We start from the raw sequence: 26,043 nt of genomic DNA on the forward strand, positions 1-26,043 counted from the left end.
TGCCTATTCGGCCTGGGTTCCCCCAGGGCCGCGGCGGAACGTGGTGTTGTGGCAGTTGGAGCAGGGCGGGATGCGCCCCACCCGGGTCATGTGTAACGGGTGTTCGCATTTCTTGCACAGCAGTTCGCCGGGCCCGGTGATCTCGCCCGTATGCCACTCGCCCATGACCTGGGCGCGTGCGGTGAGCTCGGTGATCTCGATCCGGGTGCGGTCCGCGATGCGTTCCAGAGCGCTTTTGATGCCGGCTTCGATCAGGCCGAGGTCAATCTGTAGCCAGCCACGCCAGTCGGCACTGCGGCTGTCGAGGTAGGCACCCAGGTCCTGCAGATCACGGCGCAGATAGTCCATGACTTCATGGGCTTCTTCGCGGGTCAGGTCACTGGCTTTTTGTACGCGGTCGCGGGCGTTCTCCAGCGCTTCGGTGATCGCCTTGCTGGTCTTGTCTTCGAGCTTTTCCAGGTCGTCGGTGACCTCGTGGAGCATGCGATGATAGGCCTCGCTCAGGCGCGATTCGCGCTCCTGATCCTGGGGCTGGTCCTTGGATTCCTCGCTCATTAACCTCTCCTGTCCTTTAGGTCGCGGTGTTACGTGGCTGGAGTTTTACGTTAGCACGAGCGCCCGCACCCGGCGTGCTCGGACTTCGGGTGTGGGCGCGGGGCCAGTGGCGCGGAAGGATCAGTTGGCCGCGACCAGATCCCGGTAGCCGTGCCACATGGCAAAGCCAAGCCAGGGGAAGATGACGACCAGGGCCAGTAGCGCCGTCGCCACCGACACCATGAACAAGGCGGTGATGATCAGGCCCCACAGGATCAGAGTGCCCGGGTTGTGGCTGAAGGCCTTCAGGCTGACGCCAATCGATTCCACCAGGCTTTTCTGCGGCGCATCATCGCGCAGACGGTGATCGAGTAGTGCCGGGACCGTTGCCAGACTGAGGGCGAACACCAGCAGGCCGAATGCGATCGCCGCGACCACAACGCCCACCAGGGAGATGATGCCGCTGCCGCTACTGAGCATCGCGCCCAGCAGGTGGTGCAGTTGTCCCATGACGGCGAGTTCGCCGATGTTGAGGACGGCAATCCACATCCACACAAAGCTGGCCCAGATCACGAACAGGAACGCCAGCAGCACGGCAAAGGCCCAGACCGAGCCGCCCAGGGCGCCCAACCAGCCAAGGCCGGCGCCCCCAGGCTCGCCGCGTTCGTTTTGCAGGGCCAGATAGTTTACGCCTACGGCAAGCACAGGCCCCAACAGCAGGATGCCGGCCAGGAAGGAGAACGCCATCCACGGTTGTTGCCAACTGAGGCCCAGCAGGATCAGTGTCGTCAGGGCGATAACCAAGCCATGCACCAGTGCGACTGGCATCTGCCACAGGTCGCGCCAGCCCTTGCCTAGCCAGGTACCCAGGTCTTCGGGGTGTACCGTGCGGATGGCGGGGGAATCGGTCTCGGGGGTGTGTTCGGGGGCGACTTCGCCCAGGTCTTCGGGGTAAGCGCGTTGGACAACGGGGATCTCGTCCTTCTCGTGGCTCACTTCCTGCCTCCTTGGATGACGTTCTGAACGTACCTCGTGTGTTCAGTTACTTGGGCCGCTACGAACAAAAATTGTTCAGCCCCTGTTGTGATCCAGTTCTCATGAAGGCCGGGACGAATGCTTGTCCGCATCCGTGCCGCCCCGGCGATGTCCAGTGGCATGTCTTGCTTGGAGGGGGTGGGGGCGACTGGTATTCTGCGCGGTTCTTCCGTCGCAGTGGCAAGGAACAGGTGAGGCGCATGCAGGAGCATTATTCCCCGGAACAGGTCGAGGCGGAGGTTCAGCAGCGCTGGGAGGCCGCCGACTCCTTTCGCGCGCGCGAGGACGCCCCCGGCGAGCCGTTCTACTGCCTGTCCATGTTCCCCTACCCCTCGGGCAAGCTGCACATGGGGCATGTGCGCAACTACACCATCGGTGACGTCATCGCGCGCTTCCAGCGCATGCAGGGCAGGAGCGTGCTGCAGCCAATGGGCTGGGATGCCTTCGGTCTGCCCGCGGAGAACGCGGCGATGCAAAACCACGTGCCACCGGCCGCGTGGACGCGCCAGAACATCGAGCAGATGCGCACCCAGCTCAAGCGCCTGGGCTTTGCCTATGACTGGTCGCGCGAGTTCGCGACCTGCGATGCCGACTACTACCGCTGGGAACAGTGGCTGTTCGTGCGCCTGCTGAAGAAGGGCCTGGTCTACCGCAAGAAGGCGACCGTGAACTGGGACCCGGTGGACCAGACCGTGCTCGCCAACGAGCAGGTGATCGAGGGCCGTGGCTGGCGCTCCGGCGCGCTGGTCGAGCGCCGCGAGATGCCGCAGTGGTTCCTGCGCATCACCGACTACGCCGACGAGCTGCTGGAGGCCCTGGACGGGCTGGACGGCTGGCCGGATCAGGTGCGCACCATGCAGCGCAACTGGATCGGGCGTTCCGAGGGCGTGGAGCTGGAATTCGCGGTGGATGGCGGCGAGCCGCTGACCGTCTACACCACGCGCCCGGACACTCTGTTCGGCGTCTCCTACATGGCGCTGGCCCCGGAGCACCCGCGGGTGCAGGCGCTGGCGGAACATGACGCCGAACTGGCCGCGTTCGTCGCCGACTGCGCGCAGGGCAGGGTGGCCGAGGCCGATCTGGCGACCATGGAGAAGAAGGGCAGGTCGCTGGGCTTTACCGCCCGCCACCCGCTGACCGGAGCGGAGGTCCCGGTCTGGGTCGCCAACTTCGTGCTGATGGAATACGGCACCGGCGCAGTGATGGCGGTGCCGGCACACGACGAACGCGACCACGAGTTCGCGACAAAATACGGTCTGCCGGTCCGGCAGGTGATCGCCCCCGCCGACGGCGCCGAGTGCGACGTGCAGGCCGCGGCCTTTACCGATCCCGGCGTGTTGGTGAACTCCGGCGACTTCGGCGGGCAGGCCTCCGAGGCGGCCAAGGCCGCGATCGCCGAACACCTGGAGCAGGCCGGGCTGGGCCGGCGCCGGCGTAACTATCGCCTGCGCGACTGGGGCATCTCGCGCCAGCGCTACTGGGGCTGCCCGATCCCGGTGATTCACTGCGACGACTGCGGCGCGGTGCCGGTGCCGGAGGCGGACCTGCCGGTGCGCCTGCCAGAGGACGTGATCCCGGACGGCGCCGGCTCGCCGCTGGCGCGCATGCCCGAGTTCTTTGAAGCCACTTGCCCGGAATGCGGCAAGCCGGCGCGGCGCGAGACCGATACCTTCGACACTTTCTTCGAGTCATCCTGGTACTTCGCCCGCTATGCCTGTGCCGACAACGACGACGCGATGCTGGATGCGCGCGCCGACCACTGGCTGCCGGTGGATCAGTACGTGGGCGGCATCGAGCACGCGGTACTGCACCTGCTGTATGCGCGCTTCTTCCACAAGCTGCTGCGCGACGAGGGCCTGGTGGCCTCCGACGAGCCATTCACCCGGCTGCTGACCCAGGGCATGGTGATCGCGCCGACCTTCTACCGCGAACGCGGTGACGGCGGGAAGGACTGGATCAACCCGGCCGATGTCGAGCTGGAGCGCGCGGAGGACGGCTCGGTGAAGACCGCGCGTCACCGCGAGGACGGCCAGCCGGTCGTCGTGGGCGGCATGGAGAAGATGTCCAAGTCGAAGAACAACGGCGTGGACCCGCAGGCCCTGATCGAGCGCTTCGGTGCCGATACCGCGCGGCTGTTCACCATGTTCGCGGCCCCGCCGGATCTGTCGCTGGAGTGGTCTGACTCCGGGGTGGAGGGCGCCCACCGTTTCATCAAGCGCCTGTGGCGCGCGGTGCACGAGCACGTGAACGGCGATGCCCCGGCTGCGCTGGACGTGGGCGCACTGGACGACGCCGGGCGCGAGCTGCGGCGCAAGCTGCACGACACCATCGCCAAGGTGACCGACGACATCGGCCGCCGCCAGACCTTCAACACGGCCGTGGCCGCGAACATGGAGCTGCTGAACGACCTCGGCCGATTCCCGAAGGATGCTGCTCTGGCCGCGGCCGTGCGCCAGGAGGCCCTGGAGGGCATCGTGCGCATGCTGGCGCCGATCATCCCGCATGTCACCGAGACGTTGTGGCAGGTTCTGGGTCATGACGAACTGATAGCCGGCACGCACTGGCCATCGGTCGACGAGGCCGCGCGCCAAGCTGCGCAGGAGACCTTGGCGGTGCAGGTCAACGGCAAGCGCCGCGCCGAGATCGCGGTCGCATCCGGCGCCGACAAGGAGGCCATCGAGATCACGGCGCGCAACGACGAAAACGTCCAGCGCCATATCGAGGGGCAGAACGTGATCAAGGTGATCGTGGTTCCCGGGCGTCTGGTTAACTTCGTGGTGAAGCCACAATGACCGGCCTGCTGCGCTCAGGACTGGTGCTGGTGCTGGTGGCCGCGCTGGCGGCATGCGGTTTCCAGTTGCGTGGCAGCGGGGAGTGGCCGGAGGGAATGGATCCGGTCCAGATTACCGGGATCAATACCCGCGATTCGCTGTACCGGGAGTTGGCTGTGACGCTGGGTTCTTCCGGGGTGGAGGTGGTGAGTCAACGCCCCGAGGGCCAGGGCGCGATCCTGGAGATCCGCTCAGTGGATGACCAACGGCGCACCCTGTCGGTGACCGACGCCGCACGGGTGTCGGAATACGAACTGACTCGCACGGTGGACGTCCGCCTGCGTCCGTTGGATGGGGAGGCGGTGGATCTGGGTCCGTTGCGTGCATCGCGCATCTACCTGTTCGATGGCAGCGCGGTGCTTAGCCGCAGCGAGCGCGAGGAGACCCTGCGCGACGCGATGAACCGTGACATCGTCGCCCAGTTGCAGCGACGGGTTGCCGCATTGCTCGACGCGGACGGCACCCTGCAACCGAGCGTGGAGGACGCGGCCCCGTAATGGCGCTGGATATCGCCCGCCTGGAGCAGGACCTGACGCGCGGGCTCGCGCCGATCTACTTGCTGCTTGCCGAGGAACCGCTGCAGGCGATCGAGGCGGCCGATGCAATCCGAGCGGCCGCGCGCGAACAGGGCTTTCTAGAGCGTACGGTGCTGGACCTGACCGCACAGTCGGACTGGGGGCCCTTCGAGGCCGCGATCCGTGACCGTTCGCTGTTCGCCGAGCGCAGCGTGCTGGATCTGCGCCTGGCCACCGGCAAGCCGGGCAAGACCGGCGGCGATCACCTGAAGGCCTACGCTGGCGACCCGCAGGCGGACCTGGTGATGATGCTTCAGCTGCCGCGACCGGATCGGGACATGCGCCGGGCTGCCTGGTTCAAGGCCATAGAAGGGCGTGCGGTGGTGATCCACGCACGCCCGGTCCCGCCGGCGCTACTGGGCGGCTGGGTTCGCGCGCGATTGCAGAAAAACGGCCTGCGCATTACCGACCCGGCGCTGGCCCTGCTGGTGGCCCGGGTCGAGGGCAACCTGCTGGCGGCGCGCCAGGAGATCGAGAAACTGGCCCTGGCCGGTGTCACCGAGATCGACGAGACCGTGCTGGCGGAGGCCACCACCGACAGTGCCCGTTTCGAATTGTTCGGCCTGGCCCCGACTGCATTGCGCGGCGATGTTCATCACGCGCTCCGCATGCTGGAGGGGCTGCTGGACGAGGGGCAGGCGGAGCCGCTGATCCTGTGGGCCCTGGCACGCGAGTGCCGGCTGCTGGTGCAGGCGATGGAACGCAAGGCCGTCGGTGCCCCCGACCGCGAGGCCTTTCAGGGCATTTTCGGCGACGGCCAAAAGGCCTTGCGCCAGGCGATGTCACGTCTGGACTTGAAGATGGCGCGAGGTCTGCTGGCCGAGGCCGCGCGGGTTGACCGGATCATCAAGGGTCAGGAAAACGGCAACGCCCGGCAGGGGTTGCTAGACTTGGTGGCCCGTATGGCGGGGCGTCCGCTGACCGTGGCGGACCCTGCCCTGAATCTACAATGAGTGGACTGCATGAACGCTGCTGTACATCCGACCGATAGCGCCGATGCCGTGATTGCCCAGGTCGAAGGCCTGGGGCGTGCCGCGCGCGTGGCCTCCCGGCGCATGGCCGAGGCCGAGCCGGGCGCGAAGAATGCGGCGCTGCACGCGATTGCCGAGGGCATTGCGGCACGCCGTGCCGAGCTGGCGGCCGCCAACAGCCGCGATCTGGATGCCGGACGCGAGCGTGGTCTGGACGCCGCGATGCTGGATCGACTGGCGCTCACTGATGCACGCATCGACAGCATGATCGAGGGCTGCCGTCAGGTAGCCGGGTTGCCCGACCCGGTGGGCACGATCTCCGACATGGCCTATCAGCCGAGCGGCATTCAGGTTGGCCAGATGCGCGTGCCGCTGGGCGTGATCGGGATCATCTACGAATCGCGCCCGAATGTGACCATCGACGCGGCCGCGCTGTGTCTGAAGTCCGGTAACGCCGCGATCCTGCGCGGTGGCTCGGAGGCGATGCACTCCAACCAGGCGTTGGCCGCGATCATCCAGGCCGGGCTGGAGCAGGCCGGCCTGCCGCGCGAGGCGGTGCAGGTGGTAGCGACCACCGACCGTGCCGCGGTGGGTGCGTTGCTGCGCATGCCGCAGTACGTGGATGTCATTGTGCCGCGTGGCGGCAAGGGCCTGACCGAACGGGTTAGCAACGAGTCGCAGATCCCGGTCATTAAACACCTGGACGGCGTCTGCCATGTCTATGTGGACGGGGGCGCGGACGCCGACAAGGCCCTGGCCGTCGCGGTGAACGCCAAGACCCAGCGCTATGGCACCTGTAACACCATGGAGACGTTGCTGGTGCACGCGGACCAGGCCGAGGCCTTTTTGCCGCGCCTGGCTGTGGCCCTGGGCGAACACCAGGTCAGCCTGCGCGGCTGTGCCCGAACGCGTGCGATCCTATCCCACAGCGGGTCGGACATCGCCGAGGCCACGGAGGAGGACTGGGTGGCGGAGTACCTGGGGCCGATCCTCGCGATCCGTGTCGTCGACGACCTGGACATGGCGATCGATCATATCAACACCTATGGCTCTCACCACACCGACAGCATCGTGACCGAGGACTATACGCGCGCCCGGCGCTTCCTGCGCGCTGTGGATTCCAGTTCGGTGATGGTGAACGCCTCCACCCGCTTCGCCGATGGCTTCGAATATGGCCTCGGCGCGGAGATCGGCATCTCCACCGACAAGCTGCACGCCCGGGGCCCAGTGGGCCTGCATGGGTTGACCACACTCAAGTACGTGGTGTTCGGCGATGGTCATGTGCGTCGCTAGGGGCCTACCGGGTTTGGGGATGATCTGCTGCGCGCGATGGAGTCAGCGTCTCCCTGAGGCAGTCCCGGTGTGATCGGGATTCTCGGCGGCACCTTCGACCCGATCCACTTCGGCCACCTGCGCCCGGCCCTGGAGATCCAGCAGCACCTGGGCCTGGAGCGGGTGCACTTCATCCCCTGTCATGTGCCGCCGCATCGCGCGAGCCCGGGCACCGGCAGCGACGACCGCCTGGCGATGGTGGAGCGGGCGATCGCCGACGTACCCGGCTTTGTCGCCGATCGTCGCGAGCTGGATCGCCAGGGACCGTCCTACACGGTGGACACCTTGCTCAGCTTCCGCGAGGAGCTAGGGAGGGATGCGCCATTGGTGCTCATCATGGGCATGGATGCCTTTGCTGGCCTGTCGTCGTGGAACCGCTGGCAGCAGATCTTCGACCTCGCGCACATCGTGGTCTCGCACCGCCCCGGGAGCCCGGCCTCCCATGACCTGGGGGGCTGGCTGGGGAATGCTGCGACCCACGATGCAAAGGCGTTGTGCAAGGCCCCCGGGGGGCTGGTGTACTTCCAGCCGGTGACCCAACTCGACATCTCCGCCACCGCGATCCGGGACGAACTGCAGGCCGGGCGCAGCCCGCGCTTCCTGCTCCCGGGGAGCGTCAATCGTTACATCCAGGACCGCGGCCTGTACCGGGCCGGGTCGAACCGCAATCACGGGACATGACCAACACAATGAATAGCGAACAACTCCTGGAGCTGGTGACCACGGCTCTGGAAGACCGCAAGGCGCAAAACATCCGCACGATCGATGTGCGCGGCAAGACCACGCTGGCCGATTTCATGGTGATCGCCTCCGGGACCTCCGGGCGTCACGTGCAATCCACTGCCGAGCTGGTGGCCGCCGAGGCCAAACAGTCCGGTATCCAGCCGTTGGGGATTGAGGGTCAGGAAGGCCAGGAATGGGTCCTGGTGGACCTGAACGACGTGATCGTTCACGTGATGCTCCCGGAGACCCGCGACTTCTATAACCTGGAAAAGCTCTGGCTGGCAGAGGAGGCCGCGGACACCGAAAAGGCCGCGCCCGAGGACCCGAGTCTGGAGCGCGTCCGCCGGCTGCGCGGCTGAGCGGGGGCGCGTTGCCATGCGCCTGGACCTGATCGCGATCGGCAAGCGCATGCCCGACTGGCTGGCGGCCGGGTTCGCTGAATACGCCGGGCGCCTGCCGCGCGAGCTGGAGCTGAACCTGCAGGCCCTCTCCGGGCCCTCCGGCGCGAAGTCGATGGATACCACCACGCTGTTGCGCCGCGAGGGCGAGATCCTGCTGAAGGCGATCCCCGAGGGCGCCCGCGTGATTCTGCTCGACGAACGCGGCAAGGGCGTGGACACCCGGGGCGTGGCCAAACGCCTGGAAGCCTGGCAGCAGGATGGTCGTGACGTGGCGCTGGTAATCGGGGGTGCCGCCGGACTGGATGATGCCGTACGCGCTCGCGCTGAATGGGCGTGGTCGCTGTCGCCGCTGACCTTCCCGCACATGCTGGTGCGGGTGCTGGTTGCCGAGCAGATCTACCGCGCCTGGTCGCTGCTGAACAACCACCCTTACCATCGCGCGTGACGTCCGTGGCGCATCCGCTGCTGCTGGCCTCCGCCTCTCCGCGCCGCCGCGAACTGCTGGAACAGATCCAGCTTGCATTCGAGGTGGCCCCGATGGACGTGGACGAGACCCCGCAGCCGGGCGAAACGCCGGAGGCGCTGGTCGAGCGCCTGGCGATTGCCAAGGCCGATGCGGCCCGGGAGTGCCTGGCGGCGGGACAGTGGGCGCTGGCGGCCGACACCGTGGTTGCTGCCGACGGCGACGCGCTGGGCAAGCCGGCAGATTTCGCCGAGGCCGCGGCAATGCTCCGGCGCCTCTCGGGCGGCGAGCACCGGGTGGTCTCCGGCATGGCCTTGTGGCGCCCGGGCGAGCCGATGCGCGCCCGCCACGTGACGACCCGGGTGCGCATGCGTGACCTGACCGAAGGCCATATCGCGGCCTACTGGGCCACCGGCGAGCCGCGTGGCAAGGCCGGGGCCTACGCCATCCAGGGCCGTGGTGCGGCCTTTGTCGAATGGATCGAGGGCTCCTATACCAACGTGGTCGGGCTACCGCTGTTCGAGCTGGAGGCCTGGCTGCAGGAGATCCCCGACCCGCCACCGCGCGTCTGATTCGTGCCCCGAGACCCTGGTTGAATCGAGACTCTGGCCGAACCCGGGCCTTTACGGAATGTTGTGGTGCTCCAGCGGGTAGCCGCGTTCCTTGAAGAAACGGTAACGGGTGCGCCCGGCCTCGCGGCCCGTCTCGTCGCCGCCGACGATGTCGGCGACCCGCTCGAAGCGCCCGCAGTACTCCGGGACCTCGGCGGCGAGATTGATCAGTACGTCGCAGCGATCCGACGGGGCATGGGCCTCGTGCAGGGAGACCGCGACGTCCGCATCGCGCACGTCGGTGCTGTGCGGCAAAAAGGCGGTGTCCTCGAAGGTCCACAGCCACTCGTCCAGCGTGCGGGTCAGCTCCGGCGAGCCGGTGTGGATATGCACGCGATGGCCCTGGCCGCTGGCCTTCTTCGCCAGGCGGCAGGTGAAGCGCAGGCGTGCCTCCGGAGCCGGGTCCTGCAGCAGGTAGAAGCTGACGTGGGTCATCCGCGCCCGACCCGGATCAGGCCTGGTCGAGCAGGTAGCGCATCAGCATCGGTACCGGGCGGCCGGTCGCGCCTTTCTCCTTGCCGCTCTTCCAGGCCACGCCGGCGATGTCGACATGCGCCCAGGTGTAGTCCTCGGTGTAGCGCGACAGGAAGCAGGCGGCGGTGATGGTGCCGGCCGGGCGCCCGCCGATATTGGCCATGTCGGCGAAATTGCTCTTCAGCTGTTCCTGGTACTCCGGCCACAGCGGGAGTTGCCAGCCGCGATCGCCGCTCTCCTCTCCGGCGGCCAGCAGGTTCTTCGTCAGGCGCTCGTTGTTGCCGAGGATCGCTGCGCCCTGGTGGCCCAGGGCAATGATGCAGGCCCCGGTCAGGGTGGCTATGTCGATCACCGCTTTCGGCTTGAAGCGTTCGGCCCAGGTCAGGGCATCGGCGAGCACCAGGCGGCCCTCGGCGTCCGTATTGAGGACCTCTACGGTCTGCCCGGACAGGGTGGTGATGATGTCGCCTGGACGGGTCGCGCGACCATCGGGCATGTTCTCCGCGCTGGTGACCACGCCGACCACGTTGATCGGCAGGCCCAGTTCGCAGCAGGCCTCGATCACGCCGAACACGCTGGCCGCGCCGCACATGTCGTACTTCATCTCGTCCATCTCGGCGCCGGGCTTGAGCGAGATGCCGCCGGTGTCGAAGGTGATGCCCTTGCCGACCAGCACCACCGGCGCGTCACCCTTCTTGCCGCCGTTGTATTCCATGGCGATCAGCCGCGGCGGGCGCTCGGAGCCCTTGCCAACGGCCAGGATGGCACCGGCGCCGATTTTTTCCAGGTCCTTTTCATCCAGCACCGTGGCCTTCAGCGACTTGTACTGTTTCGCCATCTCGCGGGCGGTATCCGCCAGGCTCTCCGGGTAGCAGACATTCGGCGGGGTGTTGCCCAGGTCCTTCGCGCGGTTCACGCCGGTGGCGATGGCCACAGCCTCGCCGCAGGCTTTCTTCGCCGCTTCGGCGTCCTTGCGCTCCACACTGAGCTGGATCTTTTCCAGCTTCACCGGGGTGGCCTTCTCCTTGCCCTTGAACGGGGTGAAGCGGTAGGCGGCATCCGAGATCGCCGCGACCAGGGTGTGCACCACCCAGGCGATGTCCTTGCCGCGCGGCTGGAAGTCCGCGACTGCGATCGCCGCGCTGGTGGCCGGGCGCTCGACCAGTGCGGCGGCCAGGGCCTGCGCCGCCTTGCGCGCGGCGCGGGCGTCGAAGTCCTTCTTCGCCCCCAGGCCGATCAGGAGTGCGCTACCCTTGCTTCCACTGCCGGGGAGCAGCAGCCGACTGCCGGCGTCGCCGTCCATCTCGCCGGCCTTCAACAGGGCGGTGATTTCGCCGTCGCGCGCGACATCCAAGGCCGCGGCGCCCGCGGCCGGCTTGCGCTTGTGGGCGATCCCGGCGGCGCGGATCCCGGCGCGGGGTTTGTCGAGGGTCGAGGTAGTGACGGAGAATTGCATGAATGCCTCCCAAAAATGAGTTCGATCATGGTACCAGCGCCAAGCCGCGCCCGACCACGCGCCGTAAGGGCGGCGGGGTAATACGCGCATGATCCTGCGCCGCACCGAGCGTTTTATTGCCCGCGAACTGTTGGTCACGCAGACCGCGGTCACCATCGTGCTGTTGCTGGTGATCGTTGGCGGCGTGTTGGCGCGGGTCCTGAGCGACGTCGCCGAAGGCAGCATCCCGGTGGATTTTCTGCCCGGCATGGTTGCCTTTGGTGCGTTCAAGGGGATCGTGTTTCTGTGGCCGGTGGCGCTCTTCCTGGCCTTTATGCTGGTGCTGGGTCGGTTGCAACGTGACAGCGAACTGGTGGCGCTTCAGGCCAGCGGCATGTCCTTCGCCGCGCTTTATCGTGCGCTGTTCTGGGTCGCTGCGCCCGCCTCCCTCCTGCTGCTGGCACTGATGACACTGGTGGTGCCGCGTACCGAGGCCCAGATCGACTCGATGCGCGATCTCGCCGAACAACGTTCGGATCTGGTCGGGATTACACCGGGGCGGTTTTTGCGCTCACGGGTGGGGGAGCAGGTCTTCTTTGCCGAACGCCTGAGCGAGGACCGCGAGGCCCTGCTGGAGGTGTTCATTTACCGCGAGGTGGACGGCGAGGCGCAGGTGACGGTGGCCGAACGGGCGATTCCGGACCCCAGCGCCGAAGGCAGCGGCTTCTTGGTCCTCGAAAACGGCTATCGCCACGTCGGTGTGCCGGGCGAGGGCAGTTTCCGCATGCTCGAGTTCGAACGCCTGCGCACCCAGATTACGGAACCGGATGCGGGGGCGGGAAGCCGGGGTTTTGACGCCATGTCCAACCGTGAGTTGTGGGACCGGCGTGATGACTCCCGAGCCCGCGCGGAGTTGGAGTGGCGCCTCGCCATGCCACTTTCCATCCTGGTGTTGACTTTGATTGCCTTGCCTCTGGCTCAGGTGCCGCCCCGCTCGGGACGCTATGCTCGTATCCCGGCGGCGATCGGGGTCTACGTGCTGTACGCGAACTTCCTGATCCTGGGGCAGGGGCAGCTGGCCGACGGGCGCACACCCCTGGCCCTGGGGCTATGGTGGACGCACGGGCTGATGCTGGTTCTGTGGCTCTTGCTGGCCTGGCGCAAGGGGTTGCTGGGCCTTGGCCGGGGCGCCCGTAGATTGGACCGCGAAGAGGTGACGTCGTGACGACGGTGCTGGGGCGCTACGTGATGCGCCAGGTGCTGATCGGGACTGCGCTGGCCGTGATGTTGCTGGTGGCGCTGGATGCGGTATTCGCCTTGATCGACGAGCTGCGTGATACCGGTCGCGGTGACTACGGTTTGCGTGAGGCCTTGCTCTATGTGGCCCTCACCCTGCCGCGGCGGATGTATGACATGTTGCCCTCGGCGGCCCTGCTGGGAGGCCTACTGTGGCTGGGTAACCTGGCGGCCAACAGTGAGCTGACCGCAATGCGCGCGGCGGGTACGACCCTGGGCCGATTCATCGCCTGGGTGATGCAGGCCGGCCTGGTGGTCGTGGTGGTGATGGTGGTCGTGGGCGAGTTCTTTGCCCCTGCCGCCGAGAGCCGTGCGCAAAACCTGAAGGCCACCGCTTTCGATGAGCAATTGAGCGTGAGCTCGATCGGACTGTGGGCGCGCGACGGTCGGCGCATGGTGCAGGCGGATGCCGTGCTGCCGGGTAACCAACTGCTTGGTGTTCGCATCATCGAGCTGGACCAACACCGCGAGCCGCGAGAGATCACGCGCGCGGAGAGTGCCCAGTATGTAGACGGTGCCTGGCGCTTGCAGGGGGTGGAACGGTCGCGGCTGTCGCTGGATCGCGTTGAGCCCGAACGCGTGGAGGAGGAGACCATCGAGCGCTTGATCGCGCCGGAGTATTTCGATGTGCTGGTGGTGGAACCAAGTCAGATGGCGGCCCATGATCTCGCTCGCTATGTCGCTTATCTGCAGGAGAATCGCCTGGACTCGGCGCCCTACGAGGTCGCCTTCTGGCAGCGTCTGACCCTGCCGGCGAGCACCTTCGTGATGCTGCTGCTGGCGATCCCGTTCCTGTTCGGCTCGCAGCGCGAGGGTGGGGCCGGGAAACGTTTGTTCATCGGGATCGCCATTGGCGTGTCGTTCGTGATCGTGATGCGCGCGATGACTCATCTGGGCCTGGTTTACAACCTGCCGCCAGTGATGGCGGCCAGCTTGCCCTTGGTGTTGTTCCTGATCCTGGCGTTGTATGCCCTCCAGCGCATGGGGCGGCAGACATGATGGCCTGGCTGCGCACGGGGTTCCTGCTGGGGCTGATGGCCATGCTGGCGGGCTGTGGCGGCGCCGGGCCGGACGGCTTCGATCCCCTCCCGCGCCAGGCCACGGTGCTCGCCTTTGGCGACAGCGTGACCCACGGGACCGGGGCGGGCGCGGGCGAGGACTACCCGACGCGCCTGGCGGCGATCACTGGCTGGACGATCATCAACGACGGGGTACCCGGCGATCGCGCCAGCAGCGCACGCAAGCGTCTCCCCCCGAGCCTGCGCACACACGAGCCCGACCTGGTGCTGATCTGGCTGGGTGGCAACGACTTCCTGCGCCAGCGCGACCCCGCCGTGGTGAAGGAAGACCTGCGCGCGCTGGTGGAGATGGCGCGCGAGCACAGCGCCCAGCCGGTGCTGTTGGGGGTGCCGCGGGCCTCGGCCCTGGGGGCCGCCACCGGACGCCTGCGGGACGACCCGATCTACCGCGAACTGGCGCGCGAGGAACAGGTGCCCCTGATCGAGGGCGTGCTCTCGGGGGTGCTGTCCGCGAGCGAGCTGCGGGCGGACCCGGTCCATCCCAACGCCCGCGGCTACCGCCGCATCGCCACCGAGATCGCCGAGGCCCTGGACGACCTCGGTTTCTGGCTCGCGCCTTGATTTTTGTGCACCACGAAGCACACGAAGGCACCAAGAAGGGCAAAGAGCGGGTTCAGCACGGAGAACACAGAGGGCGCGGAGAAAACCGAAAGGCTTTCGGGTCGAACGTCGTCGGGACGGGGGACATGCAAAATTTACCGGGGGTAGTCGGTCCGCAGGCTTGATGCGATCCGTTGCGCACGTCGGCACACTGCCTGCTGCCAAACAAACACCGGTTTTCTCCGTGTCCTCTGTGGTCCAATCGTTCTTGACCTTGCCCTTCTTCGTGCCTTCGTGTGCTTCGTGGTGAAACAAACAGGCAGGCAGTAGAGGTCAGGTCTTTTGGTTTTGTTTCCAGCGGGGTTTGGCGAGGCCCTTGATGCGGACGAGTTCGGTGCTGGAGAGCCAATCGTGCAGCATCCAGCGCCGCGGGTGGAACTGTGACAGGCCGAGCGTGAAAAGCGCCGCGGCGGTGACCAGGATGATGGCCACCGCGCCATATTCGCGTACCACCCAGATGGCCATCAGGATCACTAGCCACTGGGCGACCGCGACCAGGTAGCGCAGGGTCGCCTGCCAGGCGTTGACGGCGTGGCCGGCCTCTGTGCGTAGCTGGATGTTCCAGGCTTGCATGCCGAGCGTCTGTCCGGTGCGGGTCCAGAACCAGTAAAAGAAGCCCCAAGCCACGATTAAATTAAGTACGAAGTGCGCCCGTGGCGAGTACAGCCCGGTGGTATTGCCGACGATGACCACCAGAAGCCCGAGGACCATCCATATTGCGATCAGGAGAAGGGCGTCGTAGATGATGGCGGCCAGGCGGCGGAGCAGGCTGGTCGGCTGGCCGTCGACGGAGGAGGCGGCGGTATCGGTCATGGGGTTTCCGAGGGTTCTCGATTTGGCCGCAGGCGCGGAGTGGGCGTAGTCTTGCTGCATGGAGCGACGCTTTCAACGTATCCCCCTGGAATTTCCGGCTACCTTGCTGACCGATGGCGGGGGGTGTTCGGTTCGCGTTGAGGATATCTCGCTGAAGGGGGTATTGCTGGAGGGCGCGCATCTCCCGGCCATGACCGACGGTGACCAGGTCAGCGTCGACGTCCCGCTCAGCGAGGAGGCCCGTATTATCTTCGAGGGCCGTGTGTGCTGGCACGAGGGGCTTTGGCTGGGCGTGGAGATTGAGGCCATGCCGCTGGAGTCCGCCTCGCATTTGCGCCGCCTGGTCGAGCTCAATCTGGGCGACGAGGCCTTACTGGAACGGGAATTCGCTGCGCTGATCGAGGCACGCTGACCCCGGAGCGCGTCACACCTCCGGGAAGATCTCCCGAAACGGCAGGACCTCCACCCAGTCCCCCGCTCGTGCCCCGGTCGATTCGCGTGGCAGCACCACGTAGGCGTTGGCCTCGCTCATCGCGCGCAGCTGGTGCGAGTTCTGGCCCCCCGATGTGCGCACCACCCAGCCACGGTCATCCGTTTCCAGTATGGCGCGCTGAAAATCCGCGCGGCCGGGTGTCTTCTGCAGGTCTTCCAGCAGGCGGGCGTTCAGGGTCTGTGGGGCAGTCGCGTCACGCCCGGCCAGCTGCTGGAGCGCCGGGCGTACCAGCAGGCCAAAGGTGGTGATTACGGCGACCGGGTTGCCCGGCAGCCCAAAGAAATGGGCCTGCCCGAAGTGGCCAAAGGCCAGAGGCCGCCCCGGCTTGATCGCCAGCTTCCAGAAGTTCACCTGCCCCGAGGACTCCAGCACACGGGTGACATGGTCGGCGTCGCCGACCGACACGCCGCCCGTCGTGATGATCAGGTCGGCCTCGGCGCCGGCCCGCGTCAGGGCTTCGCACACGGCCGCATCGGTATCCCGGATCACACCGTAGTCCAGGGCCTCCACTGGATAACTCTGCAACAGGGCACGCAGGGTGTGGCGGTTGCTGTCGTGGATATGGCCCGGGCCCAGGGGCTGATCGATCGGGATCAGTTCGTCCCCGGTGGAGAAGAACGCAACGCGGGGTCGACGCAGCACGCTGACGCGGGCGATCCCCTGGCTCGCCAGGACCCCGATCTCGGCCGCGCCGATAGGCTGGCCGATGGCGTACAGCGGGCTTCCGGAGGCGGTATCGCTCCCCGCGTTGCGGATGTTGTGGCCTGCGGACAGGCCGCCATTTTGCAGGGTGATGGAGTTGCCATCGCGCTCGACCTGTTCCTGCATGATCACCACTTCGGCCCCGGCCGGGACCACCGCGCCGGTCAGGATGCGTACGCACTGTCCGGCCTTAAGGGTGGCGTCCCAGGGGTGTCCGGCGGCGGATGTCCCTACCATGGTGAGCGTGGCACCTTCGGTCGCGTCGGCGGCCTGCAGCGCATAGCCGTCCATGGCCGAGACCGCCGCCGGGGGCACATCGATGCGTGCGTGAATCGGCTGGGCCAAGGTTCGCCCGACGGCTTCCTCCAGAGGGATCTGCTCCTTCTGCGTGATCGCCTGGCAGGCCTCGAGAATCGCGGCGCGCGCCTGTTCCAGGGTCTTGGCGTTGGGGTCGAACTCGTCGCAGCCGGGGGCAGCCTTAGGCATCGGGTGTCTCCGCTTCAGGGGTGGATGTTCAGATAGTCAATGATAAAGGCCGCTATGGCATCCGGGTCATTGATTGGCAGCAACGGGCCGTCGAAGTCCAGGGTCGCGGCGTCAGTGGCCACCGCGATCACGCCGTCGATCTCGCGATAAAGCGGGGTCTTACCCAGCGATGGGCGATGCACCTCGATCTTGGGCAGCTCCCATTGCTTGAAGCCCTCGACCAGGATCAGATCCGAGCGCTGTGGATCCAGTCGTGAACACAGCATGTCGAGGTCCGGCACCCGGCCGTCGTCGGTCTCCGGGGTCTCGACCATCAGGGCATAGCGTCGGCCGGAGGCCACCAGCATCTGGTCGGCCCCGGCATGACGCAGCTCAAAGCTGTCCTTGCCTGGCTTGTCGACGTCGAATTCGTGATGGGCGTGCTTGATTATCGCCGGGCGCAGGCCGCGCGCTCGCAGGGCCGGTATTACGCCCTTGAGCAGGGTGGTCTTGCCACTGCCGCTCCAGGCGGCGAAGCCGATGCGGGGCAGATCTGCAGGGCTGGATACGTCGATCATGGATGTCCTACCGGCATGGTGCATTGGATGGCCCGCAGTATAGCGATCATGGTTTTGGTCTCGCGGTGTCGAGATCATCCGGCGTGTTGATGTTGGCGAACGCCTGCGGTTGATCGGAAAAGTCGACGGTCAGCGCGCCGATATCGCGGAACCAGCGCCCGACCGCGAGCGAGCCCTGAGCGAGATCATCTTGCAGGCGTTCGGCCAGGGTGGGGCGCAGCAGGGCAAACAGGGGCTGTAGACGTTCACCGTCGTGGGCGATGGCGGCGGGAACCGGGTTCGCTTCCAGCGCATGGTGCAGTCGCTGGCCCAGATCAAGGGGAAGCTCGGGGGCATCCACCGGTGCGCACAGGAGCGTTTGCCCGGGGCAGGAGGCAAAGGCCGCAGCAATTCCCGCCATCGGGCCGCGGTAGTCGGGGTGGGAGTCGGTCAGCGCGGGAAACCCCAGCGCCCGATAGCGGTCGATATTGGTATTAGTGCTGATGACCAGCTGTTCGGCCTGAGGCTGGAGGCGCTCGATCGCATGTGCGACTAGCGGGCGACCGCGATAGTCGACCCAACCCTTGTTGCAGCCACCCATGCGGCGGCCCTGGCCGCCCGCCAGGATGACAGCGGTTACGGATGCGAGCGGGGTCTTCATGGGCTGCGCGGACATGCGGTTTGCGGGCTTCGGCGCCGGGCTGGCCTTTGGTTTATCGTGGTCGGTATAGAACGCTCATCGCGTGTGCGCACGCAGTGTACGACGAATCCACCCTGACGGGAGAGGATGCCCATGCGGGTTTCATCTGGGCCCAAGGCAACGTGGAAAGGCTGGCGTTTCTGGCGGCATTGCTTGTGGTTGGCCTGCCTGCTGCTCGGCGCGGGATCGCTGGTGGCGGCCAGCATGGCCGACACCAGCGATCGCCATGGTCTGCTGCTAACGGTGGAGGATGCGATCGGCCCGGCCACCGGCGATTACATCCGTCGCGGTATCGAGCGCGCCGAGGCGGAAGACGCAGAGATCATGATCCTGATGCTGGATACCCCCGGGGGGTTGGACTCCAGCATGCGCAGTATTATCAAGAATATCCTGCAGTCTGATGTGCCGGTGGTGACCTACGTCTATCCGTCCGGGTCGCGGGCGGCCAGTGCGGGCACCTACATGCTGTATGGATCGCATGTCGCTGCCATGACTCCGGCCACTAACCTAGGCTCGGCCACCCCGGTGCAGATGGGCGGCGGCGGGCTCCCGGGCATGGACCCGCCGGAGCCGGACGAGGACGCGCGCGACGATACGGAAACCGATGAGGCCGATGGCGAGGCGCTCGACGACGAAACGGACGCGGCGGACGAGCCCGCGGATGAAAATGGAGCCGCCAACGGCGAGGTCGAACCCGCTAGCGAGGAGGAACTGCTGGAGGACGACCCGGCCCCGCGCCGCGGCGACGATGCGATGGAACGCAAGGTGCTGGAGGACGCGGTGTCCTATATCCGCGGCCTGGCCGAGCGCTATGGGCGCAATGCCGACTGGGCGGAGGAGACCGTCCGTGAAGGCTCCAACCTGACCGCAACCGCCGCATTGGAGCAGAACGTCATCGACTTCGTGGCGGACAACCTGGACGACTTGCTTGTGCAGATCGACGGGCACACGGTGCGCATGCACGACGGCGAGCGTACGCTGTCTACCGAGGGGCTGCGCATAGAACGCATGGATCCGGACTGGCGCACCCAGTTGCTGTCCGTCATCACCAACCCGAACATCGCCTACATCCTGATGCTGCTGGGGATCTACGGCATCATCTTCGAGCTGGCCAACCCGGGTGCGATCTATCCCGGTGTGATTGGTTCGATTGCGCTGATCCTGGCCTTCTTTGCCTTGCAGGTGATGCCAGTGAACTACGCCGGTCTGGCACTGATGCTGCTGGGCATGATTTTCATGATTGCAGAGGCCTTTGTGCCCAGTTTCGGGGCGTTGGGCATAGGAGGTATCGTGGCGTTTACGACCGGTTCGATCATTCTGTGGGACGACCCCAACCTGAACGTGGCCCTACCGCTGGTGATCGGCACGGCCATCGCCATCGGCATCCTTTCTGTCTGGGTGCTGGGGCGCCTGTTCAGCCTGCGGGGCAAGAAGCCGGCCACGGGTTATGAAGAGATGATCGGCATGATCGGCGAGGCGCGCGAAGACTTTGAGCGCAGCGGCCGGGTCTGGGTCCACAGCGAACAGTGGAACGCCGAAACATCGGTTCCGTTGCGCCAGGGGCAGAAGGTGCGCGTCACCGCCATCGAAGGGCTCAAGCTGCAGGTCGAACCCGCGACTGCAGAGGACACACAGGGTTCCGCTTCGGCCGGTTGAACGGTCACGCGAAACTCACAACGTAAGAGGAGCAGGACATGAACGATCTCGGTTTCTTTGTCGTCCCGCTAGTCATCCTGGTTGCCATCCTCGTGATGTCGATCAAGGTGCTGCGTGAGTACGAGCGCGGTGTGGTCTTCTTTCTGGGTCGCTTCCAGTCGGTCAAGGGCCCCGGTCTGATCATCATCATCCCGGGCATTCAGCAGATGGTTCGGATCGACCTGCGCATCATCACCCTGGATGTGCCTAGCCAGGACGTGATCTCTCAGGACAACGTGACTGTTCGGGTCAACGCCGTGTTGTACTTCCGCGTAGTGGATTCGGCCAAGTCGGTGATCCAGGTCGAGGACTACTACGCCGCCACCAGCCAGCTGGCGCAGACCACACTGCGTTCGGTACTGGGCAAGCACGACCTTGACGAGATGCTCTCCGAGCGCGACAAGCTCAACAGTGACATCCAGGAGATCCTCGACGCGCAGACCGATGCTTGGGGGATCAAGGTCACCAACGTCGAGATCAAGCATGTCGATCTGGACGATTCGATGATCCGCGCCATCGCGCGGCAGGCGGAAGCCGAGCGCGAACGCCGCGCGAAGGTGATCCACGCCGAGGGCGAGCTGCAGGCGGCGGAGAAGCTGGTGCAGGCCGCCCAGCAGATGGAGGCCAGCCCGTCCTCGCTGCAACTTCGCTACATGCAGACCATGTCCGACATGTCCTCCAACGGCCATGCGAACACCATCTTCTTCCCGCTGCCGCTGGAACTGACCAAGGTGTTCGAAAACCTGGCGGGCAAGTTCCGCGCGGAGAACCCGGAAGCCCCGGGCAATACCGGGAAGCCGGATGGCCAGTAGGGCGTGACCGCCGCTACGGCGACATCACCCACCCTCGACCGCTTCCTGGACGAACTCTGGGCGGTCGAGGGTCTTTCCGATTACACCCTTGTCGCTTATCGGCGCGATCTGGCAGCGCTGGCACACTGGCTGGAGCAGCGGGACACGGCCCTGGAGACGGCCGAGGCGGCCGACCTGTTGGGCTTCGTGAGCAGTCGTATGCAGGCCGGTGCGCGGCCGAAGTCTATTACCCGGGCGCTTTCCAGTATCCGGCGTTTCTATCGCTACCTGGTCCAGCAGGGCGAGCGCGAGGACGACCCCAGCGCCGGGATCGAGTCGCCCCGTGCCGGGCGCCCATTGCCGGATAGCCTGTCCGAGGCACAGGTGGAGGCGCTGCTGCAGGCGCCCGATCTCGAGGATGCGGTGGGCCTGCGCGACCGCGCGATGCTGGAGCTGATGTACGCCACCGGCTTGCGGGTCTCGGAGCTGGTGGGCCTGGAGCAGTCGGAAGTAAATGCCCGTCAGGGCGTGGTGCGCATCACCGGCAAGGGTCACAAGGAGCGCCTGGTGCCACTGGGCGAGGAGGCGGGCCACTGGCTGGCCCGTTACCAGCGCGAGGCGCGCCCTGACCTGCTGGACGGACACCCGCCTTGCGAGGCGGTGTTCGTGACCCGGCGCGGGCGCGGGCTCACCCGCCAGGCCTTCTGGTACCGTATCAAGGCCCATGCGCAGCGTGCGGGCATCGAATCACCGCTGTCGCCACATACGCTGCGCCATGCGTTCGCGACCCACCTGCTGGATCACGGCGCGGACCTTCGCGTGGTGCAGATGCTGCTGGGGCACAGCAGCCTGTCGACCACTCAAATCTATACCCACGTCGCACGCGCCCGCCTGCAAAGCCTGCACGCGGAACATCATCCCCGCGGCTGACGTCTATTACTCCGATCCCGGGAGACACGGGTTCGCCGGTGTCTCCCGGTCAGCGGTCACAGGGCCGTCCTGCGGGCCTGCTAAACTGCCCCCGTTTTGTTCTACAGCCACGAGAGAATCCATGTTTCTGAAACGCGCTCTTCCCCTCGCCGCGGCCCTGGCCGTCATCAGCACCCCAGTCCTGGCCACGGACGCCATTGAGGAATACATGGCCCGGGTGATCCCGGATGCCGAGTTCGACAGCATCCAGTCGACCCCGATGGACGGTATCTACGAGGTGCGTTACGGCACCGATATCTTTTATGTCTCGGAAGACGGCCGTTACCTGATGCAGGGCAATCTCGTTGATCTGGAGACCCGCGAAAACCTGACGCAGTCTGCCTTGAGCGGTGTGCGCGCCGATATGTTCGCCGCGATCGAGGACAACGAGCTGGTGACCTATTCGCCGAACGGCGACACCAAGGGCGTTCTGAACATCTTCACCGACCCGAATTGCCCCTATTGCCGCGAAATCCACCAGGATCTCCCGGAGTACCTGTCGGCCGGGATCAAGGTCCGCTACCTGATGTTCCCGGTACTGGGCCGCGACTCGCCCGAGATCATGGACCGGATCTGGTGCGCGGATGATCGCGAAGAGGCCATGGACCGGGCCAAGGAGGGCGACAAGCTGAACGACATCGACGGCAGCTGCACCACGCCGCAGGATCAGCACATGGCCATGGGCCAGCAGCTCGGGCTGCGCGGTACCCCGGCCCTGATCACCGAGGGTGGTCAGCAGCTCTCCGGTTATCAGGAACCGCAGGCCGTGATCGAGCGCATCCTCGGCAGCAACTGATTCCCCGTGCCCCGCCGGACCGCAGTGCGATCCGGGTCGCGGGTGGAGACGACATGCTGGAATATCAACTCAACGTCGACCGGGTGGATGCCCACGGCAGCCTGGCACGTGCCAAGCAGGCCGAGATTACGCTGGATACCGACATGGATGGGCGCGCCGACGCGCTGAGTCCACCGGAGCTGCTGCTGGCATCACTGGGCGCCTGCATGGTGCGCGGGATTCAGCGTGCCCTGCCGATGCTGCGCATCGAGGTGGGCAGCCTTTCCATTCAGTTACGCGGCTGGCGTCAGGACGATCCGCCTGCGATGGCGAAGATCGAGTATCGCGTCGAAGTCGACACCGATGCCGACGAGGAGATGCTCGAGATCCTGCACCGCAACGTGCAAAAGGGCACGATCTACCCGACCCTCGCCGCCGGCACCGAATTGACTGGCGAGGTCGTCGCCAGTCAATAGGCGCTGCCGCCGGGGCGCCCTCTGTGGGAGCGAGCTTGCTCGCGAAGCCCCTGCCCGTGCTTGACCTGCACGCCGCGGTTCCCGTCGCAGGGGAAGCTTGGATCGATGGTGGTTGACCAGCGCTCGATCGCCGAGAGGGCTCGGCTCCTACGGGGTTGGGCTTGCCGCGTGTTGCAGGAGGCCAGCCCTCTGGCCGATGGGGCGACTTCGAAGCCGTACCCGTTTGCGAGGAGCTGTGGCGGCAACCGGAGCCCGGTCAATACAGCAGCGAGGCCATCTGCCGGCGGAACTGCCCGACCAGCGGGTGATCGTTGCCGAGTACCTCGAAGGCGGCGAGCAGGCCCTTCTGGCCGGCACCGTCGTTGTAGCTGCGGTGCTGTTTCATAAGCTGCAGGTACAGCGCCAGTGCCTCTTCAGCCCGGCCCGAGAGCATCGCGTAGGCCGCCATCTGTTCCAGCGCCTCGGGCCGCGGGCTGTCGCCCTTCAGTTCCTGGGCGACGGCCTGCGGGTCGATGCCGGCGGCCGTCTTGGCAAACACCAAGCGGGCCTTTAGGGCCTTGGCCTCTTCCTTCTCGCTCTGGTCCAGCGGCAGCTTGGCGAGCTCGGACTCGGCCGCGTCGGGGTCTCCGGACTGGGCCAGGGCCCGGGCGAGTTCAATGCGCAGGTCGCCGTTGTCGGGATCTTGCTCTAGCGCGGCCTTTAGTGTCGCCAGTGCGCCGTCGACATCGCCGCCCTTGGCCTGTTCGCGCGCCTGTTCGATCAGCTTGTCAGAGGGCTTCTCCAGGTGCTGGTCGATCATCGCGCGGATGTTCGATTCCGGCTGCACGCCCATGAACTGGTCGGCCGGTTTGCCGTGGCGGAAGATCATCACCGTGGGCAGGCTGCGGACGCCGTACTGTTGCGCCAGCGCCTGTTGCTCGTCGCTGTTGACCTTGGCGAGACGAAACTTGCCGGCGTACTGCGCGGCAAGCTGCTGTAATAGCGGCATCAGTTGCTGGCAGGGGCCGCACCAGGCGGCCCAGAAGTCCACGACCACCGGCCGCTGGTGGGATTCGTCCAGCACCGCCTGCTGGAAGCTGTCCTGAGTGACGTCGAGGATGTCGTCGCCGGTCGCGCTTGCGGCTTCTGCCATGGGAACCCTCCTGAAACACGTGAATACGGAATCTGGACTGCATTGTTGGGATCGTCCCCGGGATTGCAAGCAGCCCTTCCCCTGCAGGCTTTGGTACGCTGCGCACAGTCCGACGAGCGGGCAGTCTGGGGAGATTGCTTCGTCGCTTCGCTCCTCGCAATGACGGGGGATGTTGAGCAGGCCGTGCCGCCAAGAGGCGCGATCAATAAAGGAACCCTACGTGAGCTATTCCGCATCCGATATCGAGGTCCTTGAGGGGCTGGACCCCGTGCGCAAGCGCCCGGGCATGTACACCGACACCACCCGTCCGAATCACCTGGCCCAGGAGGTGATCGACAACTCGGTAGACGAAGCGATCAGTGGCCATGCCAAGCGCATCGACGTGATCCTTCACAAAGACGACTCGGTCTCGGTCAGCGACGACGGGCGTGGCATGCCAGTGGACCTGCACCCGCGCGAGAAGCGGCCCGGCGTCGAGGTGATCCTCTCCACGCTGCATGCGGGCGGGAAGTTTTCGGACAAGAACTACCAGTTCTCCGGCGGCCTGCACGGGGTGGGCGTGTCGGTGGTCAACGCCCTGTCGCAAAAGCTCGAGATCCAGATCAAGCGCGACGGGCGCGAATACCACATGGCCTTTGCGGGTGGGCACAAGACGCAGGATCTGGAGGTCGTCGGCGAGGTCGGCAAGCGCAATACCGGGACCACGCTGCACTTCTGGCCCGACCCGCAGTACTTCGATTCATCCCGGTTTTCGGTGCCAAAACTCAAGCACATCCTGCGCGCCAAGGCCGTGCTGTGCCCGGGCCTGACCGTCACCTTCCGCGATGAGACCACCGGCGAGGCCTGCGAATGGTGCTACCAGGCGGGGCTTCGCGACTACCTGGTGGAGGCACTGGACGGCCTGGAGCGCGTCCCGGAGGAGCCGTTCATGGGGTCGATCTCCGGGGCCACCGAGGCTGCCGACTGGGCCGTGACCTGGCTGCCGGAGGGCGGCGAGGTCGTCAGCGAGAGCTACGTGAACCTGATCCCCACCACTCAGGGTGGAACGCACGTGAACGGCCTGCGCACCGGTCTCACCGACGCGGTGCGCGAGTTCTGCGAGTTTCGCAGCTTGCTGCCGCGCGGGATCAAGCTGGCGCCGGAGGATGTCTGGGAGCGGGTCGCCAGCGTGCTGTCGTTCAAGATGCAGGACCCGCAGTTTGCCGGGCAGACCAAGGAGCGCCTGTCTTCGCGTCAGGCCGCACCGTTCGTCTCCGGCGTGGTCAAGGACGCCTTCAGCCTTTGGCTCAACCAGCACCCGCAGCAGGGTGAGCGCATTGCCGAACTGGCGATCCAGAACGCGCAAAAGCGCAGCCGCGCCGGGCGCAAGGTGGTGCGCAAGAAGGTCACCCAGGGCCCGACCCTGCCGGGCAAGCTGGCGGATTGTGCCAGCCAGGATCTAGAACGCACCGAGCTGTTCCTGGTCGAGGGTGACTCGGCCGGCGGCTCCGCCAAGCAGGCGCGCGACCGCGACTTTCAGGCGATCATGCCGCTGCGCGGCAAGATCCTGAACTCTTGGGAGGTCGATCCCGACCAGGTGCTAGGCTCGCAGGAGATCCACGACATCTCCGTGGCGCTGGGCGTGGACCCGGGGCAGGCCAGCCTGGACGGACTGCGCTACGGCAAGGTCTGCATCCTGGCGGATGCCGACTCCGACGGCGCCCATATCGCCACGTTGCTGTGTGCACTGTTCCTCAAGCACTTCCGCCCGCTGGTGGAGCGCGGGCATGTCTACATCGCCATGCCGCCGCTGTATCGCGTCGATGTCGGCAAGCAGACCTTCTACGCCCTGGACGACGACGAGAAGGCCGGCGTACTGGAACGCATCGAGGCGGAGAAGTTGAAGGGCAAGGTCTCCGTGACCCGTTTCAAGGGTCTGGGCGAGATGAACCCACTGCAACTGCGCGAGACCACCATGAATCCGGACACGCGGCGGCTGGTACAGCTCACGCTGGATGCCAGTGACGACACCCTCCAGCTGATGGACATGCTGCTCGGCAAGAAACGCGCCTCCGAACGCCGCGCCTGGCTCGAAGGCAAGGGCCACCTGGCCGACGTCGAAGTCTGACAACAGCG

27 protein-coding genes are annotated in these 26,043 nt (G+C 66.2%); 18 read left to right on the forward strand and 9 right to left on the reverse strand.

Annotated features, from left to right (window positions below):
• Positions 1–3: 3 nt before the first annotated feature.
• Positions 4–555 carry a zinc ribbon-containing protein gene (locus F462_RS08730; RefSeq protein WP_018140411.1) on the reverse strand — a complete coding sequence of 184 codons (552 nt, stop codon included), beginning with the start codon at positions 553–555 and terminating at the stop codon, positions 4–6.
• A gap of 120 nt (positions 556–675) precedes the next feature.
• Positions 676–1,530 (reverse strand): DUF2189 domain-containing protein, encoded by an 855-nt coding sequence (locus F462_RS08735; RefSeq protein ID WP_038053323.1) that lies wholly within the window; start codon positions 1,528–1,530, stop codon positions 676–678.
• A 239-nt stretch (positions 1,531–1,769) separates the two neighbouring features.
• Here F462_RS08735 and leuS point away from each other — a divergent pair, with 239 nt between their 5' ends.
• From leuS to F462_RS08775, 8 genes are all read left to right on the forward strand, one after another.
• Complete coding sequence (leuS, locus tag F462_RS08740) at positions 1,770–4,361, forward strand: leucine--tRNA ligase (protein WP_038053327.1); 2,592 nt, start codon at positions 1,770–1,772, stop codon at positions 4,359–4,361.
• Complete coding sequence (gene lptE / locus F462_RS08745; protein ID WP_038053330.1) at positions 4,358–4,897, forward strand: LPS-assembly lipoprotein LptE; 540 nt, start codon at positions 4,358–4,360, stop codon at positions 4,895–4,897. Before leuS ends, lptE begins: the two co-directional genes overlap by 4 nt.
• Positions 4,897–5,928 carry a DNA polymerase III subunit delta gene (gene holA, locus F462_RS08750; RefSeq protein WP_038053334.1) on the forward strand — a complete coding sequence of 344 codons (1,032 nt, stop codon included), beginning with the start codon at positions 4,897–4,899 and terminating at the stop codon, positions 5,926–5,928. The genes lptE and holA overlap by 1 nt, the downstream gene beginning before the upstream one ends.
• Positions 5,929–5,937: 9 nt before the next feature.
• Positions 5,938–7,239 carry a glutamate-5-semialdehyde dehydrogenase gene (locus tag F462_RS08755; RefSeq protein WP_038053337.1) on the forward strand — a complete coding sequence of 434 codons (1,302 nt, stop codon included), beginning with the start codon at positions 5,938–5,940 and terminating at the stop codon, positions 7,237–7,239.
• A 69-nt stretch (positions 7,240–7,308) separates the two neighbouring features.
• Positions 7,309–7,959 carry a nicotinate-nucleotide adenylyltransferase gene (gene nadD / locus F462_RS08760; protein ID WP_038053340.1) on the forward strand — a complete coding sequence of 217 codons (651 nt, stop codon included), beginning with the start codon at positions 7,309–7,311 and terminating at the stop codon, positions 7,957–7,959.
• 8 nt (positions 7,960–7,967) lie between these two features.
• On the forward strand, positions 7,968–8,360 hold the full coding sequence (gene rsfS / locus F462_RS08765) for a ribosome silencing factor (protein ID WP_038054924.1): 393 nt from the start codon (positions 7,968–7,970) through the stop codon (positions 8,358–8,360).
• Positions 8,361–8,376: 16 nt separating this feature from the next.
• Positions 8,377–8,847 (forward strand): 23S rRNA (pseudouridine(1915)-N(3))-methyltransferase RlmH, encoded by a 471-nt coding sequence (gene rlmH, locus F462_RS08770; protein WP_038053342.1) that lies wholly within the window; start codon positions 8,377–8,379, stop codon positions 8,845–8,847.
• Positions 8,844–9,437 (forward strand): Maf family protein, encoded by a 594-nt coding sequence (locus tag F462_RS08775; RefSeq protein ID WP_038053344.1) that lies wholly within the window; start codon positions 8,844–8,846, stop codon positions 9,435–9,437. Before rlmH ends, F462_RS08775 begins: the two co-directional genes overlap by 4 nt.
• Before the next feature lie 51 nt (positions 9,438–9,488).
• Here F462_RS08775 and F462_RS08780 read toward each other — a convergent pair whose 3' ends face one another.
• Both F462_RS08780 and F462_RS08785 read right to left on the reverse strand, forming a co-directional pair.
• Positions 9,489–9,911 (reverse strand): DNA polymerase III subunit chi, encoded by a 423-nt coding sequence (locus tag F462_RS08780; RefSeq protein ID WP_018140401.1) that lies wholly within the window; start codon positions 9,909–9,911, stop codon positions 9,489–9,491.
• A gap of 16 nt (positions 9,912–9,927) precedes the next feature.
• A complete protein-coding gene (locus F462_RS08785) occupies positions 9,928–11,406 on the reverse strand; it encodes a leucyl aminopeptidase (protein ID WP_038053346.1) in 1,479 nt (492 codons plus the stop codon).
• 88 nt (positions 11,407–11,494) lie between these two features.
• On the opposite strand from F462_RS08785, the gene lptF reads away from it, so the two are divergent.
• The 3 genes from lptF to F462_RS08800 are packed head-to-tail and all read left to right on the forward strand — an operon-like array spanning position 11,495 to position 14,321.
• Positions 11,495–12,610 (forward strand): LPS export ABC transporter permease LptF, encoded by a 1,116-nt coding sequence (gene lptF / locus F462_RS08790; RefSeq protein WP_038053349.1) that lies wholly within the window; start codon positions 11,495–11,497, stop codon positions 12,608–12,610.
• Complete coding sequence (lptG, locus tag F462_RS08795; RefSeq protein WP_038053352.1) at positions 12,607–13,680, forward strand: LPS export ABC transporter permease LptG; 1,074 nt, start codon at positions 12,607–12,609, stop codon at positions 13,678–13,680. The genes lptF and lptG overlap by 4 nt, the downstream gene beginning before the upstream one ends.
• The gene (locus F462_RS08800; RefSeq protein ID WP_038053355.1) at positions 13,677–14,321 is read left to right on the forward strand and encodes a GDSL-type esterase/lipase family protein; all 645 of its coding nucleotides are present in this window, start codon (positions 13,677–13,679) and stop codon (positions 14,319–14,321) included. The genes lptG and F462_RS08800 overlap by 4 nt, the downstream gene beginning before the upstream one ends.
• A 312-nt stretch (positions 14,322–14,633) precedes the next feature.
• On the opposite strand, the gene F462_RS08805 is transcribed toward F462_RS08800, so the two are convergent.
• A complete protein-coding gene (locus tag F462_RS08805) occupies positions 14,634–15,173 on the reverse strand; it encodes an RDD family protein (RefSeq protein WP_038053359.1) in 540 nt (179 codons plus the stop codon).
• Between the two features lie 58 nt (positions 15,174–15,231).
• On the opposite strand from F462_RS08805, the gene F462_RS08810 reads away from it, so the two are divergent.
• Positions 15,232–15,585, forward strand: a complete 354-nt coding sequence (locus F462_RS08810; RefSeq protein ID WP_038053362.1) for a PilZ domain-containing protein — start codon at positions 15,232–15,234, stop codon at positions 15,583–15,585.
• 12 nt (positions 15,586–15,597) lie between these two features.
• Here F462_RS08810 and glp read toward each other — a convergent pair whose 3' ends face one another.
• The 3 genes from glp to mobA are packed head-to-tail and all read right to left on the reverse strand — an operon-like array spanning position 15,598 to position 18,066.
• Positions 15,598–16,854: a molybdopterin molybdotransferase MoeA gene (glp, locus tag F462_RS08815; RefSeq protein WP_038053365.1), complete on the reverse strand. Its 1,257-nt coding sequence runs from the start codon at positions 16,852–16,854 to the stop codon at positions 15,598–15,600.
• Between the two features lie 14 nt (positions 16,855–16,868).
• The gene (gene mobB / locus F462_RS08820) at positions 16,869–17,411 is read right to left on the reverse strand and encodes a molybdopterin-guanine dinucleotide biosynthesis protein B (RefSeq protein ID WP_038053368.1); all 543 of its coding nucleotides are present in this window, start codon (positions 17,409–17,411) and stop codon (positions 16,869–16,871) included.
• A gap of 46 nt (positions 17,412–17,457) precedes the next feature.
• Positions 17,458–18,066, reverse strand: a complete 609-nt coding sequence (gene mobA / locus F462_RS08825; RefSeq protein WP_038053374.1) for a molybdenum cofactor guanylyltransferase MobA — start codon at positions 18,064–18,066, stop codon at positions 17,458–17,460.
• 117 nt (positions 18,067–18,183) lie between these two features.
• Between mobA and F462_RS08830 the strand changes: the two genes are divergently transcribed.
• From F462_RS08830 to F462_RS08850, 5 genes are all read left to right on the forward strand, one after another.
• Positions 18,184–19,746, forward strand: a complete 1,563-nt coding sequence (locus F462_RS08830; protein WP_081911385.1) for an NfeD family protein — start codon at positions 18,184–18,186, stop codon at positions 19,744–19,746.
• 38 nt (positions 19,747–19,784) lie between these two features.
• Positions 19,785–20,597: a slipin family protein gene (locus F462_RS08835; RefSeq protein WP_018140390.1), complete on the forward strand. Its 813-nt coding sequence runs from the start codon at positions 19,785–19,787 to the stop codon at positions 20,595–20,597.
• Between the two features lie 3 nt (positions 20,598–20,600).
• Positions 20,601–21,506 carry a site-specific tyrosine recombinase XerD gene (xerD, locus tag F462_RS08840; protein WP_038053376.1) on the forward strand — a complete coding sequence of 302 codons (906 nt, stop codon included), beginning with the start codon at positions 20,601–20,603 and terminating at the stop codon, positions 21,504–21,506.
• Positions 21,507–21,627: 121 nt separating this feature from the next.
• Positions 21,628–22,341: a DsbC family protein gene (locus F462_RS08845; RefSeq protein WP_038053379.1), complete on the forward strand. Its 714-nt coding sequence runs from the start codon at positions 21,628–21,630 to the stop codon at positions 22,339–22,341.
• Positions 22,342–22,394: 53 nt separating this feature from the next.
• Entirely contained in the window at positions 22,395–22,796 is a 402-nt protein-coding gene (locus F462_RS08850) for an OsmC family protein (protein WP_038053381.1), read from the forward strand.
• Between the two features lie 256 nt (positions 22,797–23,052).
• Here the strand turns inward: F462_RS08850 and trxA are convergent, their stop codons facing one another.
• Positions 23,053–23,928, reverse strand: coding sequence for a thioredoxin (gene trxA / locus F462_RS08855; protein WP_038053384.1), 876 nt, complete (start codon positions 23,926–23,928; stop codon positions 23,053–23,055).
• Between the two features lie 220 nt (positions 23,929–24,148).
• Between trxA and parE the strand changes: the two genes are divergently transcribed.
• Positions 24,149–26,035, forward strand: coding sequence for a DNA topoisomerase IV subunit B (gene parE / locus F462_RS08860; protein ID WP_018140385.1), 1,887 nt, complete (start codon positions 24,149–24,151; stop codon positions 26,033–26,035).
• Positions 26,036–26,043: the final 8 nt, after the last annotated feature.

The organism is Thioalkalivibrio sp. ALJ1, assembly GCF_000745395.1.
In the GTDB taxonomy this organism is placed as follows: Bacteria; Pseudomonadota; Gammaproteobacteria; order Ectothiorhodospirales; family Ectothiorhodospiraceae; genus Thioalkalivibrio.

Bases quoted from the DNA above. Each gene is read 5' to 3' on its own strand.
- F462_RS08805 (WP_038053359.1), bottom strand. From the start codon at position 15,173: ATGACCGATACCGCCGCCTCCTCCGTCGACGGCCAGCCGACCAGCCTG.
- rsfS (WP_038054924.1), top strand. From the start codon at position 7,968: ATGAATAGCGAACAACTCCTGGAGCTGGTGACCACGGCTCTGGAAGAC.
- F462_RS08755 (WP_038053337.1), top strand. From the start codon at position 5,938: ATGAACGCTGCTGTACATCCGACCGATAGCGCCGATGCCGTGATTGCC.
- F462_RS08785 (WP_038053346.1), bottom strand. From the start codon at position 11,406: ATGCAATTCTCCGTCACTACCTCGACCCTCGACAAACCCCGCGCCGGG.
- leuS (WP_038053327.1), top strand. From the start codon at position 1,770: ATGCAGGAGCATTATTCCCCGGAACAGGTCGAGGCGGAGGTTCAGCAG.
- holA (WP_038053334.1), top strand. From the start codon at position 4,897: ATGGCGCTGGATATCGCCCGCCTGGAGCAGGACCTGACGCGCGGGCTC.
- trxA (WP_038053384.1), bottom strand. From the start codon at position 23,928: ATGGCAGAAGCCGCAAGCGCGACCGGCGACGACATCCTCGACGTCACT.
- F462_RS08810 (WP_038053362.1), top strand. From the start codon at position 15,232: ATGGAGCGACGCTTTCAACGTATCCCCCTGGAATTTCCGGCTACCTTG.
- F462_RS08845 (WP_038053379.1), top strand. From the start codon at position 21,628: ATGTTTCTGAAACGCGCTCTTCCCCTCGCCGCGGCCCTGGCCGTCATC.
- F462_RS08800 (WP_038053355.1), top strand. From the start codon at position 13,677: ATGATGGCCTGGCTGCGCACGGGGTTCCTGCTGGGGCTGATGGCCATG.
- F462_RS08830 (WP_081911385.1), top strand. From the start codon at position 18,184: ATGCGGGTTTCATCTGGGCCCAAGGCAACGTGGAAAGGCTGGCGTTTC.
- rlmH (WP_038053342.1), top strand. From the start codon at position 8,377: ATGCGCCTGGACCTGATCGCGATCGGCAAGCGCATGCCCGACTGGCTG.
- F462_RS08780 (WP_018140401.1), bottom strand. From the start codon at position 9,911: ATGACCCACGTCAGCTTCTACCTGCTGCAGGACCCGGCTCCGGAGGCA.
- mobB (WP_038053368.1), bottom strand. From the start codon at position 17,411: ATGATCGACGTATCCAGCCCTGCAGATCTGCCCCGCATCGGCTTCGCC.
- mobA (WP_038053374.1), bottom strand. From the start codon at position 18,066: ATGTCCGCGCAGCCCATGAAGACCCCGCTCGCATCCGTAACCGCTGTC.
- lptF (WP_038053349.1), top strand. From the start codon at position 11,495: ATGATCCTGCGCCGCACCGAGCGTTTTATTGCCCGCGAACTGTTGGTC.
- F462_RS08835 (WP_018140390.1), top strand. From the start codon at position 19,785: ATGAACGATCTCGGTTTCTTTGTCGTCCCGCTAGTCATCCTGGTTGCC.
- F462_RS08850 (WP_038053381.1), top strand. From the start codon at position 22,395: ATGCTGGAATATCAACTCAACGTCGACCGGGTGGATGCCCACGGCAGC.
- glp (WP_038053365.1), bottom strand. From the start codon at position 16,854: ATGCCTAAGGCTGCCCCCGGCTGCGACGAGTTCGACCCCAACGCCAAG.
- lptE (WP_038053330.1), top strand. From the start codon at position 4,358: ATGACCGGCCTGCTGCGCTCAGGACTGGTGCTGGTGCTGGTGGCCGCG.
- F462_RS08730 (WP_018140411.1), bottom strand. From the start codon at position 555: ATGAGCGAGGAATCCAAGGACCAGCCCCAGGATCAGGAGCGCGAATCG.